Source organism: Chromohalobacter sp. 11-W, assembly GCF_029889905.1.
Taxonomy (GTDB): domain Bacteria; phylum Pseudomonadota; class Gammaproteobacteria; order Pseudomonadales; family Halomonadaceae; genus Chromohalobacter.
On sequence record NZ_JARANZ010000013.1, the window covers coordinates 47,031 to 61,631 of the forward strand.

Here is a 14,601-nt window from a genome sequence, read left to right on the forward strand (position 1 = left end):
TACCCCCATTACCAGGCAACGTTTGAGCGTAGTGCACCGTGTGTCGGTAGAGTGGCAGGCCATGATATTGGCGCATAACGCCACACGATAACGACAAACGGAGACTGGGTGATGCAAACATCGCTACGGCCCTTGGTTTTCTGGCCAACCTTCCTGGTGCTACTGGCGGCAGTGATCGCCAGCTACGTCAATCTCGATGCCTTCCTGGCGGCGACCAGCGCGCTCAACGATGCCATTCTGGATAACTTTTCGTGGCTATTTAGCCTGGGCAGTCTGTACCTGCTGGTGTTGGCGGTTATCGTTTATTTCTCGCCGCTGGGTAAACTACGTATCGGCGGCGAGCAGGCAACGCCCATGCTGTCGCGGCTGCGTTGGTTTTCGATCACTTTGTGCACCACCCTAGCCGTGGGCGTGTTGTTCTGGACCACCGCCGAGCCGCTTTATCACTTCATGGGACCGCCCGAGTCACTAGGTCTGGAAGCCGGTTCCAGCGATGCCATGCTGTTCGCGATGTCGACCATGTTCCTGCACTGGTCGTTCACGCCCTATGCCATCTACGCCGTGCCGGCACTGATCTTCGCTCTGGCGTTCTACAATCTGCGCCTGCGTTTCTCGATCTCCAGCATGCTGGAGCCGGTCTTCGGGCCCAAGGTCAAGCGCTTCGGCGGTTTGATCGACGCGGTCTCGCTCTACGCGCTGGTCGCGGGCATGGCCTCGTCGCTTGGCACCGGCGCGCTGACGCTGGCCGGCGGCGCAGGGCAGTATCTGGGCGGCGAAGCCAGTCCACTGCGACTGGGCGTGGTCATCGCGGTGATCGTGGTGACGTTCGTGATCTCGGCGGCTAGCGGCCTGCAGAAAGGCATCGCGCGCCTCTCGTCGTTGAATGCCGTATTGCTCGCGATTCTCGGTGTTTTCATCTTCGTGGTGGGCCCGACGAGTTTCATGCTCTCGCTGGGCGTGGAGTCCTTCGGCGTCTATCTCGACGGCTTCTTCACCAAGAGCCTGTTCACCGGGGCCGCCGGCGAGGATCAGTGGCCACAATGGTGGTCGATCTTCTATTGGGCGGTATGGTTCGCCTGGGCACCCATGGCGGCCCTGTTCCTGGGCAAGATTTCACGCGGCTACACGGTACGCGAGTTCCTGCGGGTCAACCTGTTCTACCCAGCTCTTTTCGCCTCCGCTTGGGTCATCATTTTCTCCGGCGCAGCGCTCTATTATCAGGCCCATACCGGTGTCGACCTGCATGCCATTCTCAGCGATCGCGGCGTCGAGAACGTGCTTTACGAGCTGTTCCGCCAGCTGCCGTTCTCGCAGGTGTGGATTCCGCTGCTGCTGTTCATCGCCTACATCTCCTACGTCACCGCAGCAGATTCGCAGACCGATGCCATCGGCAATCTTTGCACCCGTGGCCTGACCGCCGACTCGGATCTCAATACCGGCGTGTCGATGAAAATCTTGTGGGGCATCATCGTCGGCATCGTCTCCTGGGTCATGGTCAGCTTCGTGGGGATCGACGGCATCAAAATGCTCTCCAATCTCGGCGGCCTGCCTGCGCTGATCATCGTGCTGCTCGCCACGGGCTCGCTATGGCGCTGGTTGAAACATCCCGAGCGCCTCGGGACACCGTCTCTCTCTTCTCACGCCTCCAAGGACGACGCATGAACATCAAGCACGACTTTCCACACCGCGTGCGCGAGATCGAGAACCAATGGATCATACTGGCCGACGGTACACGGTTGGCAGCCCGCATCTGGCTGCCTGAGAACGCCGAGTCGAAGCCGGTGCCGGCGATCCTCGAGTATCTGCCCTATCGCAAGCGCGATGGTACGGCGGTGCGCGACGAGCTGACCCATCCCTATTTCGCCGGCCACGGTTATGCCTGCATTCGGGTCGATATGCGCGGCAACGGCGAGTCCGACGGGCTGATGGAGGACGAGTATGCTCTCCAGGAGCAACGTGATGCGCTGGAGGTGATCGACTGGATCGCCGGCCAGCCCTGGTGCGACGGCAAGCTCGGCATGATGGGCATCTCATGGGGCGGCTTCAACAGCCTGCAACTCGCCGCGCTGCGCCCCGAGCCGCTCAAGGCGATCATCACGCTGTGCTCCACCGACGACCGCTATGCCGACGACATCCACTACAAGGGCGGCAACATGCTGCTGGAGAATCTCGGCTGGGCGGCGACCATGCTGAGCTTCTCCGCCGCCGTGCCCGACCCAGCGCTGGTCGGCGACAAATGGCGCGAAATGTGGAAATACCGCCTCGACAACATGCCGCTACTCGCCGAGCCGTGGCTCGAGCATCAGCATCGCGACGACTACTGGAAACACGGCTCGATCTGCGAGGGCTATCACCAAGCGCTAGGCGGCATCGAAGCGGCTGTCTACATGATCAGCGGCTGGGCCGATTCCTACATCAACGCCATTCCGCGCATGATGGAGCACCTGTCGTGCCCGAAAAAGGCGCTGGTCGGCCCCTGGATGCACAAGTATCCACATTGCGCGATTCCCGACCCGGCCATCGGTTTTTTGCAGGAGGCGCTGCGCTGGTGGGACTACTGGCTCAAGGATACCGACACCGGCATCATGGACGAGCCGCCTTGCACTTTTTATCTGCAGGACGGCGTGCCGCCGGCGCCCAAGTATCTCGAGCGCCCCGGGAAGTGGGTGCGAACCTCCGCCTGGCCAGCGCCCAGCGACGAGGTCGAGACGCAGTCCCTGGTACTCGGCGATTATGGTCTGGGGAGCAATGGCCGGTTGAGCAACGATCAGCAAATCGCCTCCCCGCTGACCACAGGCTCGCTACAGGGCGAGTACATCCCACTATGGTTCGGCGCCGACTTTCCCCCCGATCAGCGTCGCGACGACGGCCTGTCGTTGACCTTCGACTCAGCGCCCTACATCGAAGGACTCGATATTCTCGGCCAACCGACGCTTGCAGTGTCGATCGCCAGCACCGAAGCGTGCGGTCAACTGCACGTGCGGCTGTGCGACGTGGCCCCCAGCGGCGAAAGCGCGCTGATTACCTACGGCACGCTCAACCTCAACCTGCGTGACAACCCGGGCATGATCAATCCACCGGTGCCGGGCGAGCCGATGAACGTTCACGTGCCGCTGGATCTGATCGGCTACCGCCTGCCCCCGGGACACCGCCTGCGCATGGCGCTCTCCAGCGCCAGCTTCCCACTGGTATGGTCACCTTCGAGGCGCGCCGACCTGACCCTTCAGTCGGGCATGCCGACGCTCGAGCTGCCATGTTCAAAAGCGGCTTACATCCCGATGCCGTTCGAAGCGCCGGAGAGTGCCACGCCGTGTCGCGTCGAAACGCTCCGCGGCGGTCAGCCCAAGCGCACCATCAGCGAGGACGTCGGCAGTGGCGAGGTGACCGTCACCGTCGAAGACGACATGGGCGACATTCGCTTCGAAGATCACGGTCTACGCGTCGAGCAGAAGGCCAAAGAGGTCTATACCAGCCACCCCAGCGATGCCACTCGCACCCGCGCCGATATCGAATGGGTCTACCGCGCCAGCCGGGGCGACGGCCAGAACACCCAAAGCGATCACTTCGCGGTCGAGGTGGTGAGCCGTTATCACCTGCATTGCGACGCGCAGACCTTCTATCTCAACGCCGAGCAAATCGCCCATGAAGGCGAGACGTTGATCAGCGAGAAGCGATGGGAACGGAAGATTCCACGTACGGCCCTCTAACCGGCGGCGTGCATGTTATGCTCCGGGGCCGAGAGAACTCGGTTCCGGATGCTTTCATGCCCACTCGCGATGCGCTTCCCCCCTTGGCTTGTCTGCGTGCCTTCGAGGCCGCCGCGCGACATGCCAGCTTCACGCAAGCCGGCAATGAACTCAGCCTGACCCAGAGCGCCGTCAGCCGTCAGATCAAGCGGCTCGAGGACGACCTGGGCCGGCCGTTGTTCGAGCGCCACTACGAAGGCTTGCGCCTGACACCCGCCGGCGAACATTATTTTCGCGTGGTGCAGCGCCTGCTGCGCGATTTACGCGATGAAACGGCGCGCCTGCGTCGTCGTGGGGATGACCGCCAGTTGACCTTGGCCTCCAGCCCCACCATCGCCTCGATCTGGCTGGCGCGGCAGCTTCCTGACTTCCAGCGCGCCCATCCGCATATCGAAATCCGTATCTTGACGGTGGAGGACCCACATCGTCTGGATCTTGCCGAGTTCGATTTGGGTATCTATTACCATGTTCCGCGTGAAGTCGATCCGCCCGGCCTCGGCGCCGAGGCGATCTTCGCTCACGAAGAGGTCGCCGCCGTGTGCAGTCCAGCCTATCTGGCTCGTCATGGCGACATCCGCGATGCCGATGACCTGCTCGCTCGACACACGCTGATGGTCGTCGAAGATCATTATCACGACTGGCTGACCTGGGAAGGCTGGTACCAGGCCCAGGGCCTGACCTGGCACGCCCCGGAACACAGTCTGCGTGCCAACAGCTTCCAATTGCTGATGAATGCCACCCTGGCCGGGCAAGGCGTCACTCTGGGCTGGAAACGCCTACTCGAGGCGGACCTGGCGCAGCGCAACCTGGTGCAGGCGCTCCCGCATACGCTGCCCAGCCGAGGGTGCCTGTCACTGCTCACCCCGCAACATCGCCACCTGACCGAGCCCATGCGCGCATTTCGAGCCTGGGTACTGAACACCGCTTGAGAAGTGCCTGCGCTATACGCCTAAAGTGGCAAGCCTGGTTCATATCCGGTAAGCTGCACGCCCGCTGCCCGCCTACTCTGGCCCACTTCGCAGCCACCGAGACGACTTCATGAGCTTTACCTCCTTGGGGCTTTCCGCTCCGATTCTGGATGCCGTGGCCGAGCAAGGCTACGAGACACCCTCACCGATTCAAGCCAAGGCGATCCCCGCCGTTCTCGAGGGACGCGACGTGATGGCTGCCGCCCAGACCGGCACCGGCAAGACCGCCGGATTCACGCTGCCGATCCTCCAGCGCCTCTCTACCGGCACGCGCGCGCCCGCCAAGCAGGTGCGCGCGCTGATTCTCACGCCGACCCGCGAGTTGGCTGCCCAGATCGGCGCCAATATCGAGGCATACGGCAAACACCTGCCGCTACGCAGCGCAGTGGTCTTCGGCGGCGTAAAGGTCAACCCGCAGATCGCCAAGCTACGCGGCGGGGTCGATATCCTGGTGGCAACGCCGGGCCGACTACTGGATCTGTATAGCCAGAAGGCCGTCAGCTTCGATGCGCTGGAAGTGCTGGTGATGGACGAAGCCGACCGCATGCTCGACATGGGCTTCATCCACGATATCCGTCGGATCCTCAAGACACTGCCCGCCAAACGTCAAAATCTGATGTTCTCGGCGACCTTCTCGCAGGAAATCCGCACGCTCGCCAAGGGCATGGTCAACGACCCGGTGGAAATCTCGGTCACGCCGCGCAACACCACCGCCGAGACAGTCACGCAGTGGATCCATCCGGTCGACAAGACCCGCAAGCCGGCACTGCTCACGCACCTGATCCACGAGAATCAGTGGCAGCAAGTACTGGTCTTCATGCGTACCAAGCATGGCGCCAACCGCCTGAGTCGCCAGCTCGAAGACGCCGGCATCGAGGCAGCCGCCATTCACGGCAACAAGAGCCAGAATGCGCGCACCAAGGCACTCGACGGCTTCAAGAGCGGCGATATTCGTGTGCTGGTGGCGACCGATATCGCCGCGCGCGGCCTCGACATCGACCAGCTCCCGCAAGTGGTCAACTTCGAGCTACCCAATGTCGCCGAGGACTACGTCCACCGTATCGGACGTACCGGGCGTGCAGGCGCCAGCGGCCACGCGGTATCACTGGTCAGCCCCGAGGAAGGCAAGGAACTCGCGGGTATCGAGCGACTGACCCGCCAGACGCTGGAACGCCAGACCATCGCCGGCTTTGAACCCAGCGAAGCACTCGTCAGCGGCCAGGGCACCAGCCCGCCGCGCGGTGGTAGTGGTGGGGGCCAGCGTAACGGTAGCGGCAACGGCCAACGTCGTAGTGGCAACTCAGGCGGCAATGACGCACGCAGCAGCGACTCACGCAATCAAAATGCCTCACGCAACCGCAATGATGGCGGCGAAAACCGCCCACGCCGTCGTCGCGGCGGACGGGGTCGCGGTAACGGCACCCAAGGCGGGGCATAAGTCACGTCAATCGTGAGTCGTGGCGCTATCGTCGCCAACGGCTCACGTATTGTCGCCGGATGCCGGTGATTCGCAACAACCGCGGGCAACACTGTGCGACAGCCGGATGTGATCGTCGAGCAACGCTCGCGCGGCCGCTATGTCGCGGCTAAGCGCCAGTTCGACCAGTTCGCCGTGCTGACGATCGAGTACCTTGCGCACTGCTGGGTTGGGCGGCGCCAGGCGTCGGTAGCGGTCGAACTGGTCGTGCAGTTGTTCGATGAAACGTAACAACCAGTGTGATCCACACGACGCTAGCAACGCCCGATGAAAGCGCAGGTGTGCCTGCTCCCACTCCTCCACTCGCTCAGGATGCTCGTCGGCACGACGCAACCGATGGTGGGCCGCCAACACCTGTGACTCCCATTCTGAATCGCCCGCCTGAAACGCCTGCGTCAACGCCATGCATTCAAGCTGGACGCGCAGTCCTGCGATATCATCGAGTTCCTCTAAATGCATCGCCGGTACCCGAAAGCCACGCTGGTTGACCTGCTCGAGCAGGCCGTAGGCCGCTAGCCGGTTGAGCGCCTCGCGCAGCGGGCTGAGCCCGACCTGGTAGTGATCCTTCAAGGCGCTGATGGCGAGCTTCTCGCCCGCCGCGAAACGCCCGCGAATCAAGTCCTGCTTGAGCGTATCGAAGACTCGGCTCGAGGCCATGTCGCGACTGGCGGATGGCGATGCGGTCATGGCGTGGCTCTCTTCTCAAGTTCGAAGGTAGTGGCTTATCAAGTTCAAAGATAATGGCGGGAAATGTGCGTTGATGACTGGCGAGCAAGGTTCTGCCTCGGTGCAACAAGCCCTTTGCCAAATCCCATATTGACGTTAATCAAACCGGGCGCCATAGTCATCTCAATAAAATCGATTTTTTTACTAAAGACGATTTATAACATAACAATCGATTGGAGACGGCATGTTGACGCCCTTTTCCCAGGCAACGCCCTACGCTTCCCAGCGCAGCGCGACCTACGCCAAACACGGCATGGTCGCCGCGTCCCAGCCCCAAGCCAGCCAGATCGGCCGTGACATCCTCGCTCAGGGCGGCAACGCCGTGGACGCCGCCATCGCCACTGCGGCAGCGCTCACCGTGGTCGAGCCCACCGGCTGCGGGATCGGCGGTGATGCCTTCGCGCTGGTCTGGATCGCCGACGACAATGCAGGCAAAGGCGAGCTTCACGGCCTCAATGCCAGCGGCACCGCCCCCGCCGCGCTGACTCCAGAGGCAGCCGCCGAGGCCGGCTTCGAGTCCATGCCGTTGTACGGCTGGACGCCGGTCACCGTGCCCGGCATCCCCGCCGCCTGGGCCGAGCTGTCGCGGCGTTTCGGCAAGCTCGATTTCCCGACGCTACTGGCCCCGGCGATCCGCCTGGCCCGCGAGGGCTTTCCGGTCTCGCCGGTGATCGCCAGCCTGTGGCAGCGCGCCGAGACGACCTTCCGCGAACATCTCAGCGACGCCGCGACCGCCGGCTGGTTCGAGACCTTCACACCGACCGGGCGTGCCCCTCGCGCTGGCGAGTGGCATCGCTGCGAGGACCAAGCGAAAACCCTGGAAGACATTGCCGAGACCCGCTCCGAGAGCTTCTATCGCGGCGCGCTGGCCGAACGCATCGATGCCTTCTCGCGGGAGACCGGCGGCTATCTGCGCGCGGTGGATCTTGCCGGCTACCAGCCGGAGTGGGTCGAGCCGATCGCCGCCGACTACCGCGGCCACAAAGTATGGGAGATCCCACCCAATGGTCAGGGGCTGGTCGCGCTGATGGCGCTGCGCATCCTCGAGGGTTTCGAGGTCGACAACCGCGACGATCCCGAGGTGCTGCACCGCCAGCTCGAGGCAATGAAGCTTTCGTTCATCGACGGCCAGACCCACATCACCCAGCCCGAGCACATGACCCACAGCGTCGAGGCGCTGCTCGGCGACGCCTATACCCGTGAGCGCCGCGCGCTGATCGGCGAGCGTGCACTCGAGCCGACCCCGGGCACTCCGCAGGCCGGCGGCACCGTCTACCTGGCGACCGCCGATGACGACGGCAACATGGTGTCGTTCATCCAGAGCAACTATCACGGCTTCGGGTCCGGCGTGGTGGTGCCGGGCACCGGCATCGCGATGCAGAACCGCGGCCACAACTTCAGCCTCGATCCGAATCACGACAACGTGCTCGCGCCGGGCAAGAAGACCTTCCATACCATCATCCCAGGTTTTCTAACACGCGACGACGGCACGCCGCTCGGGCCGTTCGGGGTGATGGGCGGCTTCATGCAGCCCCAGGGCCACGTTCAAGTGATCATGAATCTGGTCGACTTCGGCCTCAACCCGCAGGCCGCGCTGGACGCGCCGCGCTGGCAGTGGATGGGCGGTAAGCGCATCGGCATCGAACACGGCTACCAGGCACCGCTGGTACGCGCGATGGCTGAGCGCGGTCACGACATGCAGATCGATCACGATCCACGTGGTTTCGGCCGCGGGCAGATGATCATCCGCGATCCCGACAGCGGCATCTACTGTGGCGGCACCGAACCACGCACCGACTCCAGCATCGCGGTGCTGTGACCATGCTGCAGACACAAGCCCAGTTGTTCATGGCCTTCCTGCGCATCGGCCTGTTCGGTTTCGGTGGCGGTCCGTCGATGATTCCGCTCGTTCATCAGGAGGTGGTGAAACGCCACGCCTGGATGGACGACGAGGCGTTCGCCGACGTGCTGGCGATCGGCAACACCCTACCCGGCCCGATCGCCACCAAGATGGCCGGCTATATCGGTTATCGGGTCGGTGGCGTGCTGGGCGCGCTCAACGCCGTCATCGCGGTGATAGGACCCATAATCGTGGCCATGATCGCGCTGCTCAGCCTCTACGCGCGTCACGGCGACCAGCGCTGGGTGCAGGGCATGGGCCAGGGCGTGGTGCCCGTGGTCATGGTCATGATGGCCAAGCTGACCTGGGATTTCTTCACCAAGTCGCGGGCCAGCCTCGGCTGGCTCGTGACACTGGTAATGGGCGCCGTCGCCGGTGGGCTGATCTACTGGCTCGACGTGCATCCGGGCCTGGTGATCGGAGCCATCCTGATCGCCGCACTGCTACGTCCCGAACCGCAGCACACGACCAGCGAGACGGATAAATGATCTATTGGCACCTGTTCCTGGCGTTCTTCATTCCCAACATCGTCGGTTACGGCGGCGGCCCGGCGATCATCCCGCTGATCGAGAACGAAGTGGTCGGTCGCTACGGCTGGATGAGCTCGCAGGCCTTCGCCGAGACCCTGGCGCTGGGCAACGCCCTGCCCAGCCCAATCGCCACCAAGATGGCCGGCTACATCGGCTACGACGTCGCCGGCGTGCCTGGATCTCTGATCGCCACCTTCGCCACCGTCGCGCCATCATTACTGCTGATGCTGATCGCGCTAGGCACGCTGTATCGCTATCGCGAGTCGGTCAAGGTCAAGTCGATGAGCCAATGGGTCCGCCCGGTGGTGATGACGCTGATGGCCTACCTGACCTGGCGTTTTTTCGACGAAGGCGTAACGACCGCTGGCGCAGTGCACACCGTAATCATCGGTGGCATCGCCGGCGTACTGCTTCTGGCGACCCGGGTTCACCCGGCGTTCGTCGTGTGTTTCGGGCTCGTCTATGGTGCCCTGCTGCTCGGGTAGCAAAGATCAGAATTCCAGGCAGATCTTGCCGAAGTGACGTCCCGCTTCCTGGTGGCGAAATGCGTCGGCGATCTCGTCAAGGGCGAAACGCCGGTCGATGACCGGGTGTAGGTCGCTGGCATCGATGGCACGGATCATCTCGATCTGATCGCGCCGGCTACCCACGATCAAGCCCTGCAGACGCGCCTGCTTGGCCATCAGCTTGGCGGTAGGGATCTCGCCGCCGCGCCCGGTGAGCACGCCGATCAATGAGATGTGTCCGCCGATGCGCACGGCGTCGATGGATTGCGGCAACGTGGCGGGACCACCCACTTCGATGACATGATCGACGCCCCGACCATCGGTGAGCGCCTTGACGCGCTTACCCCATTCCGGCTCGGTCTTGTAATTGAGCGTGTAGTCGGCGCCCAGTTCCTTCAGCCGGGCGATCTTCTCGTCCGAGGACGAGGTCGCGATGACCGTGGCGCCCATCAACTTGGCGAACTGCAAGGCGAAGATCGAGACACCGCCGGTGCCCAGCACCAGCACCGTGTCACCCGCCTTGAGATTGCCGTCCACTACCAGCGCGCGCCAAGCGGTCAACCCGGCCGTGGTCAGGGTAGCGGCTTCGGCATGGTCATAATTGCGCGGCGCGTGGGTAAACCACGTCGTCGGACGCACGACCTGCTCACGGGCGTAGCCATCGACGCCATCACCGGGCGTGGTGGTGAAGTCACCGATGCGCGCCGGCCCTTCGAGCCACTCGGGGAAGAACGTCGATACCACGCGATCCCCCACGGTGAATTCCTCGACGCCTTCACCCACGGCTTCGACGACACCGGCTCCATCCGACATGGGAATGCGGCCGTCCTCGGTCGGCATGGCGCCGGCGACGACACCGTAGTCATGATAATTGAGCGAGCTGGCATGCACTCGCACGCGCACTTCGCCCGGCCCCGGCTCGCCCGGCGCTTCGCATTCGTGGACATCGAGCTTATCCAGCCCGCCCGGGCTGCGTAATGTGACGACGTTCATCGTACTCTCCTGTGCTGTCATCCTATGCTTGCGGGATACATCCGACATGACGCGCCCCGCAGGGTCCTTCCTAGATGATGGTGACGAATCGCCGGGAGGCAAGGGCCACCCTGTCAGTCAGTACGTCTCTGGCAGCGCTGCGATTGACCCGAGGAGGGATTGCCGAGGCTGTACCGTCGAGGCATAGTGCTCTGCTCTTCGTTCATCAGGATACGCCAATGTCTCCTTCTCCGGTCATCCCCCTCGATCAACTGGTGCTTGAACGGCACACCCATGGCGCGCATTTCGAGGCCGCCCATGCCGCCGTCGCGGGCCCTGCCGGCGCCAAGCATCTCGGCGCGCGAGTGGTCGAGGTACCGCCCGGCAAGCGTGCCTGGCCTTACCACGCTCACCACGCCAATGACGAACTCTTCGTGGTTCTCGCCGGCCAGGGGGAGTTGCGTATGGGGGATGAGCGGTACCCTGTCACCACCGGCGACGTCGTGGTCTGCCCCGCGGGCGGCACGGCAAGCGCGCACCAGCTGATCGCAGCGGCGGACAGCCCGGTACCGCTTCGCTACCTGGCCGTGAGTTCGATGCGCGAGCCGGATATCCTCGAATATCCCGATTCCGACAAGCTCGGGGTTTTCACTGGCAGCGCCCCGGGAGGCGATGCCGATAAGCGAACGCTGACCCGGTTCATGTCACGCGGTGATGCGGTAGCCTACTGGGAGGGGGAAACCGGCGACGACACGCCATGAGGCGCGCCGTCGGGCTTTTTATTCCAGCACGATCAGACGATTGGGGAGTTCGTTGCGCTCGTGTGTGGCGGGTACGTGCTCTCGGAGATGTTCGCCGCATGCTTCGATACAGGAGAGAAAGCCCTGCAAGGTCTGACCTTGCTTCACCTGCTGGGTGAAGGTCGAGACGATGCCCTGCCAGGTCTCGTCGTCGAGGCGGCTGGAAATCCCGCGATCGACCAGGATCTCCACGTAGCGCTCGGCTTCGGAGACGAAGATCAGCATCCCGGTACCGGCTTGGGTGTGATGCAGGTTCTGCTCGAGAAACTGCCGCCTTGCCAGGTTGGCGGCGCGCCAGAAGCGCACGCGACGCGGGATCAGTCGCGTCGTCACTGCCGGAAGCCGAAACACGATTGCGAGCACCGCGAAACACGCCCACTGCACGATCAAAAGCTCCGAGGCCCCCAGCCATTGAGGGAAGTAATTGATCGCCCCGGGGATCAGCAGGGCCAGAATCCCTGCCCAAAGCAACGGGATGTAGGTGTAATCGTCGGCCTGCGGCGCGAGTACGGTCACCAGTTCGGCGTCGGTACCGCGCTCGATGTGCGTGATCGCATCGCGCACCTGCTGCTGCTCGCTGTCGCTCAATAATGCCATGGTGATGTCCCTTGCGTTGATCTACCAGCCACCGGAGGCACCGCCCCCGCCGAAACCACCACCGCCGCCGCCGAAGCCACCGCCGCCTCCGAAACCGCCGCCCATGGCGCCGCCGAGCAGGATACCGCCGAGCAAGCCGCCACCGCGTCCGCGACGACGCCCGCCGCGTCCGCCACCACCGATGCCGCGTACGATGCCCATGACGATCATCAGCATGACGAAGAACGCCACCGATGCGCCGCCGACATCGCGCGACTTGTCGTGCCCGGATGCCGATCCGGCAGGAGCCGCGTCGGCCATCGGGTCGCCGCCCAGGACCTGGATGATCGCTTCGGTGCCTTGGGTAATCCCGGTCGCGTAATCGCCTTCGCGAAACGCCGGGGCGATCTTCTGCGTGATGATCGCCGAGGACTGTGCGTCGGTCAGGCGACCCTCGAGGCCATATCCAACCTCGATGCGGATGGCCTGTTCTTCCATGGAGACGATCAACAATGCGCCGTTATCTTCGCCTTCCTGACCGATGCCCCAATGGCGCCCCAGCTGGTAGCCGTATTCCTCGATCGGCGCCCCCTGTAAATCGGGCAGCGTGACGACCACGATCTGCTCGCCGGTGTCTTCCTCGTGCGCCGCGAGCATGCCGCTCAACTCATCTCGAGTCGACGTATCCAGTAGGTCGGCCTGATCGACCACGCGACCGGTCAGCTCGGGAAACTCGATGTCTTGAGCCTGAACGCTGAGGGCACAGGCCCACAGCAGCATCAAGCATGTCAGACGGATGCAATGCCTCATTAGAACTCCACCTCAGGCGCCTGATCGGCGTTCTCGGCCGTGGCTTCGAAGTTTTCGCGAATCGGCATGTCGCTATACAAAAGGCCATGCCAGAGTCGCCCGGGGAAAGTACGAATCTCGGTATTGTATTGCTCGACCGCCTGGATGAAGTCGCGGCGCGCCACGGCGATGCGATTCTCGGTGCCTTCCAGTTGCGACTGCAGCGCCAGGAAGTTCTGGTTCGACTTCAGCTCCGGGTAGCGTTCGGACACCGCCATCAGGCGACTCAGCGCCCCGGTCAGTTGGCCCTGGGCCTGCTGGAATTGCTTCAGCTTCTCGGGATCGTCCAAGGAGTCGGCGTCGATGTTGATCGAGGTCGCCTTGGAGCGCGCTTCGATCACGGCCGTCAGCGTTTCCTGTTCTTGATCGGCGAAGCCTTTGACGGTTTCCACCAAATTCGGCACTAGATCCGCGCGCCGCTGATACTGGTTTTCGACCTGCGCCCAGGCCGACTTCACCTGCTCGTCCAGCGTAGGAATATTGTTGATGCCGCAGCCCGTCAGTGAGACGGCAAGGCACAGCCATAGCATGACGTGCCAGACGGAGCGAGCGGTAAACGGCCTTGGCAAGGATCGCGTCGACATATGCATTTCCGATGAGGTGGGCAAATAGAGACCCCCTAAGCTACAGGTGAGCGCGCATTAAGCATAGCGTCGACTGAAGAGGGCGGCGTATCGTCGGAAGACCAAACGGCGGCAGCGCAAAATTAAACCTGCCTCGACCGGCGATGTTGCGTAGAATCTTGTGCGTTGCGAACTATTTGATAGGGCATGACATGGGTAGGGCTTTCCAGAACCGCAAAGAATCCATGGCCAAGACGGCCGACGCCAAGACCAAGGTGTACAGCAAGTACGGGCGCGAGATTTACGTCTGCGCCAAAGCCGGCGGGGTCGACCCCGAGGGCAATCTCGCCCTGCGTGGCTTGATCGAACGCGCCAAGAAAGACCAAGTCCCGTCGCACGTCATCGACAAGGCGCTGGACAAGGCCAAGGGCGGTGGCGGCGAGGACTACTCCCTCGCGCGCTACGAAGGCTTCGGACCAGGCAGTTGCATGGTCATCGTCGAATGCCTGACTGACAATCCCAACCGCACCTTCGGCGACGTGCGCGCCTGCTTCAATAAGGCCAAGGGCAAACTCGGCACTCCGGGCAGCGTCAGCCACATGTTCGATCACTGCGCGATCCTCGCCTTCGCGGGCAGCGACGAGGAGGCGGTGCTGGAAGCCTTGATGGAGGCCGATGTCGATGTCACCGACATCGAAAGCGAAACCGATCGCATTACCGTGTTCGCGCCCCACACCGAATACGCCAAGACCAAACAGGCACTCGCCGAGGCCTTCGGTGAGCTTGATTTCGAGGCCGACGAGATCCAGTTCCTGCCACAGACCACGACCCCCGTCGCCGGCGATGACGTGGCCATGCTCGACAAGCTGCTCGCCACTCTCAACGACCTCGACGATGTGCAGAACATCTACCATAGCGCCGAGCCGCAGAGCTGACCCGGCCTCGCCGACGATGCACTCGTCGACGATGTACTTATCGATCAGGTGAG

At 63.1% G+C, this 14,601-nt stretch carries 14 protein-coding genes; 9 read left to right on the forward strand and 5 right to left on the reverse strand.

Annotated elements, in window-relative coordinates:
- Positions 1-111: 111 nt before the first annotated feature.
- From OP494_RS15775 to OP494_RS15790, 4 genes are all read left to right on the forward strand, one after another.
- Entirely contained in the window at positions 112-1,662 is a 1,551-nt protein-coding gene (locus OP494_RS15775) for a BCCT family transporter (RefSeq protein ID WP_280542238.1), read from the forward strand.
- On the forward strand, positions 1,659-3,707 hold the full coding sequence (locus OP494_RS15780; protein WP_280542240.1) for a CocE/NonD family hydrolase: 2,049 nt from the start codon (positions 1,659-1,661) through the stop codon (positions 3,705-3,707). The genes OP494_RS15775 and OP494_RS15780 overlap by 4 nt, the downstream gene beginning before the upstream one ends.
- A 56-nt stretch (positions 3,708-3,763) precedes the next feature.
- Entirely contained in the window at positions 3,764-4,675 is a 912-nt protein-coding gene (locus OP494_RS15785) for a LysR substrate-binding domain-containing protein (protein ID WP_280542241.1), read from the forward strand.
- A gap of 109 nt (positions 4,676-4,784) precedes the next feature.
- Entirely contained in the window at positions 4,785-6,152 is a 1,368-nt protein-coding gene (locus tag OP494_RS15790; RefSeq protein ID WP_280542243.1) for a DEAD/DEAH box helicase, read from the forward strand.
- Positions 6,153-6,194: 42 nt separating this feature from the next.
- Here OP494_RS15790 and OP494_RS15795 read toward each other — a convergent pair whose 3' ends face one another.
- Positions 6,195-6,878 (reverse strand): FCD domain-containing protein, encoded by a 684-nt coding sequence (locus OP494_RS15795; RefSeq protein ID WP_280542245.1) that lies wholly within the window; start codon positions 6,876-6,878, stop codon positions 6,195-6,197.
- Between the two features lie 223 nt (positions 6,879-7,101).
- Here OP494_RS15795 and OP494_RS15800 point away from each other — a divergent pair, with 223 nt between their 5' ends.
- The 3 genes from OP494_RS15800 to OP494_RS15810 are packed head-to-tail and all read left to right on the forward strand — an operon-like array spanning position 7,102 to position 9,832.
- A complete protein-coding gene (locus tag OP494_RS15800; protein WP_280542247.1) occupies positions 7,102-8,736 on the forward strand; it encodes a gamma-glutamyltransferase family protein in 1,635 nt (544 codons plus the stop codon).
- 2 nt (positions 8,737-8,738) lie between these two features.
- Positions 8,739-9,305: a chromate transporter gene (locus OP494_RS15805; RefSeq protein WP_280542249.1), complete on the forward strand. Its 567-nt coding sequence runs from the start codon at positions 8,739-8,741 to the stop codon at positions 9,303-9,305.
- Complete coding sequence (locus OP494_RS15810) at positions 9,302-9,832, forward strand: chromate transporter (protein ID WP_280542251.1); 531 nt, start codon at positions 9,302-9,304, stop codon at positions 9,830-9,832. Before OP494_RS15805 ends, OP494_RS15810 begins: the two co-directional genes overlap by 4 nt.
- A 6-nt stretch (positions 9,833-9,838) precedes the next feature.
- Here OP494_RS15810 and OP494_RS15815 read toward each other — a convergent pair whose 3' ends face one another.
- Positions 9,839-10,846: an NAD(P)-dependent alcohol dehydrogenase gene (locus OP494_RS15815; protein ID WP_280542253.1), complete on the reverse strand. Its 1,008-nt coding sequence runs from the start codon at positions 10,844-10,846 to the stop codon at positions 9,839-9,841.
- 218 nt (positions 10,847-11,064) lie between these two features.
- Here OP494_RS15815 and OP494_RS15820 point away from each other — a divergent pair, with 218 nt between their 5' ends.
- Entirely contained in the window at positions 11,065-11,586 is a 522-nt protein-coding gene (locus OP494_RS15820) for a cupin domain-containing protein (protein WP_280542254.1), read from the forward strand.
- A gap of 18 nt (positions 11,587-11,604) precedes the next feature.
- Here OP494_RS15820 and OP494_RS15825 read toward each other — a convergent pair whose 3' ends face one another.
- From OP494_RS15825 to OP494_RS15835, 3 genes are read right to left on the reverse strand one after another with little or no spacing between them, the layout of a single operon-like run.
- A complete protein-coding gene (locus OP494_RS15825) occupies positions 11,605-12,222 on the reverse strand; it encodes a TPM domain-containing protein (RefSeq protein ID WP_280542255.1) in 618 nt (205 codons plus the stop codon).
- A 21-nt stretch (positions 12,223-12,243) separates the two neighbouring features.
- Positions 12,244-13,011 (reverse strand): TPM domain-containing protein, encoded by a 768-nt coding sequence (locus OP494_RS15830; RefSeq protein ID WP_280542256.1) that lies wholly within the window; start codon positions 13,009-13,011, stop codon positions 12,244-12,246.
- Positions 13,011-13,580 carry a LemA family protein gene (locus OP494_RS15835; RefSeq protein WP_348521706.1) on the reverse strand — a complete coding sequence of 190 codons (570 nt, stop codon included), beginning with the start codon at positions 13,578-13,580 and terminating at the stop codon, positions 13,011-13,013. Before OP494_RS15835 ends, OP494_RS15830 begins: the two co-directional genes overlap by 1 nt.
- 245 nt (positions 13,581-13,825) lie before the next feature.
- Between OP494_RS15835 and OP494_RS15840 the strand changes: the two genes are divergently transcribed.
- The gene (locus OP494_RS15840) at positions 13,826-14,548 is read left to right on the forward strand and encodes a YebC/PmpR family DNA-binding transcriptional regulator (protein WP_280542258.1); all 723 of its coding nucleotides are present in this window, start codon (positions 13,826-13,828) and stop codon (positions 14,546-14,548) included.
- Positions 14,549-14,601 lie beyond the last annotated feature (53 nt).

Excerpts from the sequence above, each read along its gene's own strand:
- OP494_RS15775 (WP_280542238.1), top strand. The coding sequence starts at position 112 with ATGCAAACATCGCTACGGCCCTTGGTTTTCTGGCCAACCTTCCTGGTG.
- OP494_RS15780 (WP_280542240.1), top strand. The coding sequence starts at position 1,659 with ATGAACATCAAGCACGACTTTCCACACCGCGTGCGCGAGATCGAGAAC.
- OP494_RS15785 (WP_280542241.1), top strand. The coding sequence starts at position 3,764 with ATGCCCACTCGCGATGCGCTTCCCCCCTTGGCTTGTCTGCGTGCCTTC.
- OP494_RS15790 (WP_280542243.1), top strand. The coding sequence starts at position 4,785 with ATGAGCTTTACCTCCTTGGGGCTTTCCGCTCCGATTCTGGATGCCGTG.
- OP494_RS15795 (WP_280542245.1), bottom strand. The coding sequence starts at position 6,878 with ATGACCGCATCGCCATCCGCCAGTCGCGACATGGCCTCGAGCCGAGTC.
- OP494_RS15800 (WP_280542247.1), top strand. The coding sequence starts at position 7,102 with ATGTTGACGCCCTTTTCCCAGGCAACGCCCTACGCTTCCCAGCGCAGC.
- OP494_RS15805 (WP_280542249.1), top strand. The coding sequence starts at position 8,739 with ATGCTGCAGACACAAGCCCAGTTGTTCATGGCCTTCCTGCGCATCGGC.
- OP494_RS15810 (WP_280542251.1), top strand. The coding sequence starts at position 9,302 with ATGATCTATTGGCACCTGTTCCTGGCGTTCTTCATTCCCAACATCGTC.
- OP494_RS15815 (WP_280542253.1), bottom strand. The coding sequence starts at position 10,846 with ATGAACGTCGTCACATTACGCAGCCCGGGCGGGCTGGATAAGCTCGAT.
- OP494_RS15820 (WP_280542254.1), top strand. The coding sequence starts at position 11,065 with ATGTCTCCTTCTCCGGTCATCCCCCTCGATCAACTGGTGCTTGAACGG.
- OP494_RS15825 (WP_280542255.1), bottom strand. The coding sequence starts at position 12,222 with ATGGCATTATTGAGCGACAGCGAGCAGCAGCAGGTGCGCGATGCGATC.
- OP494_RS15830 (WP_280542256.1), bottom strand. The coding sequence starts at position 13,011 with ATGAGGCATTGCATCCGTCTGACATGCTTGATGCTGCTGTGGGCCTGT.
- OP494_RS15835 (WP_348521706.1), bottom strand. The coding sequence starts at position 13,580 with ATGCTATGGCTGTGCCTTGCCGTCTCACTGACGGGCTGCGGCATCAAC.
- OP494_RS15840 (WP_280542258.1), top strand. The coding sequence starts at position 13,826 with ATGGGTAGGGCTTTCCAGAACCGCAAAGAATCCATGGCCAAGACGGCC.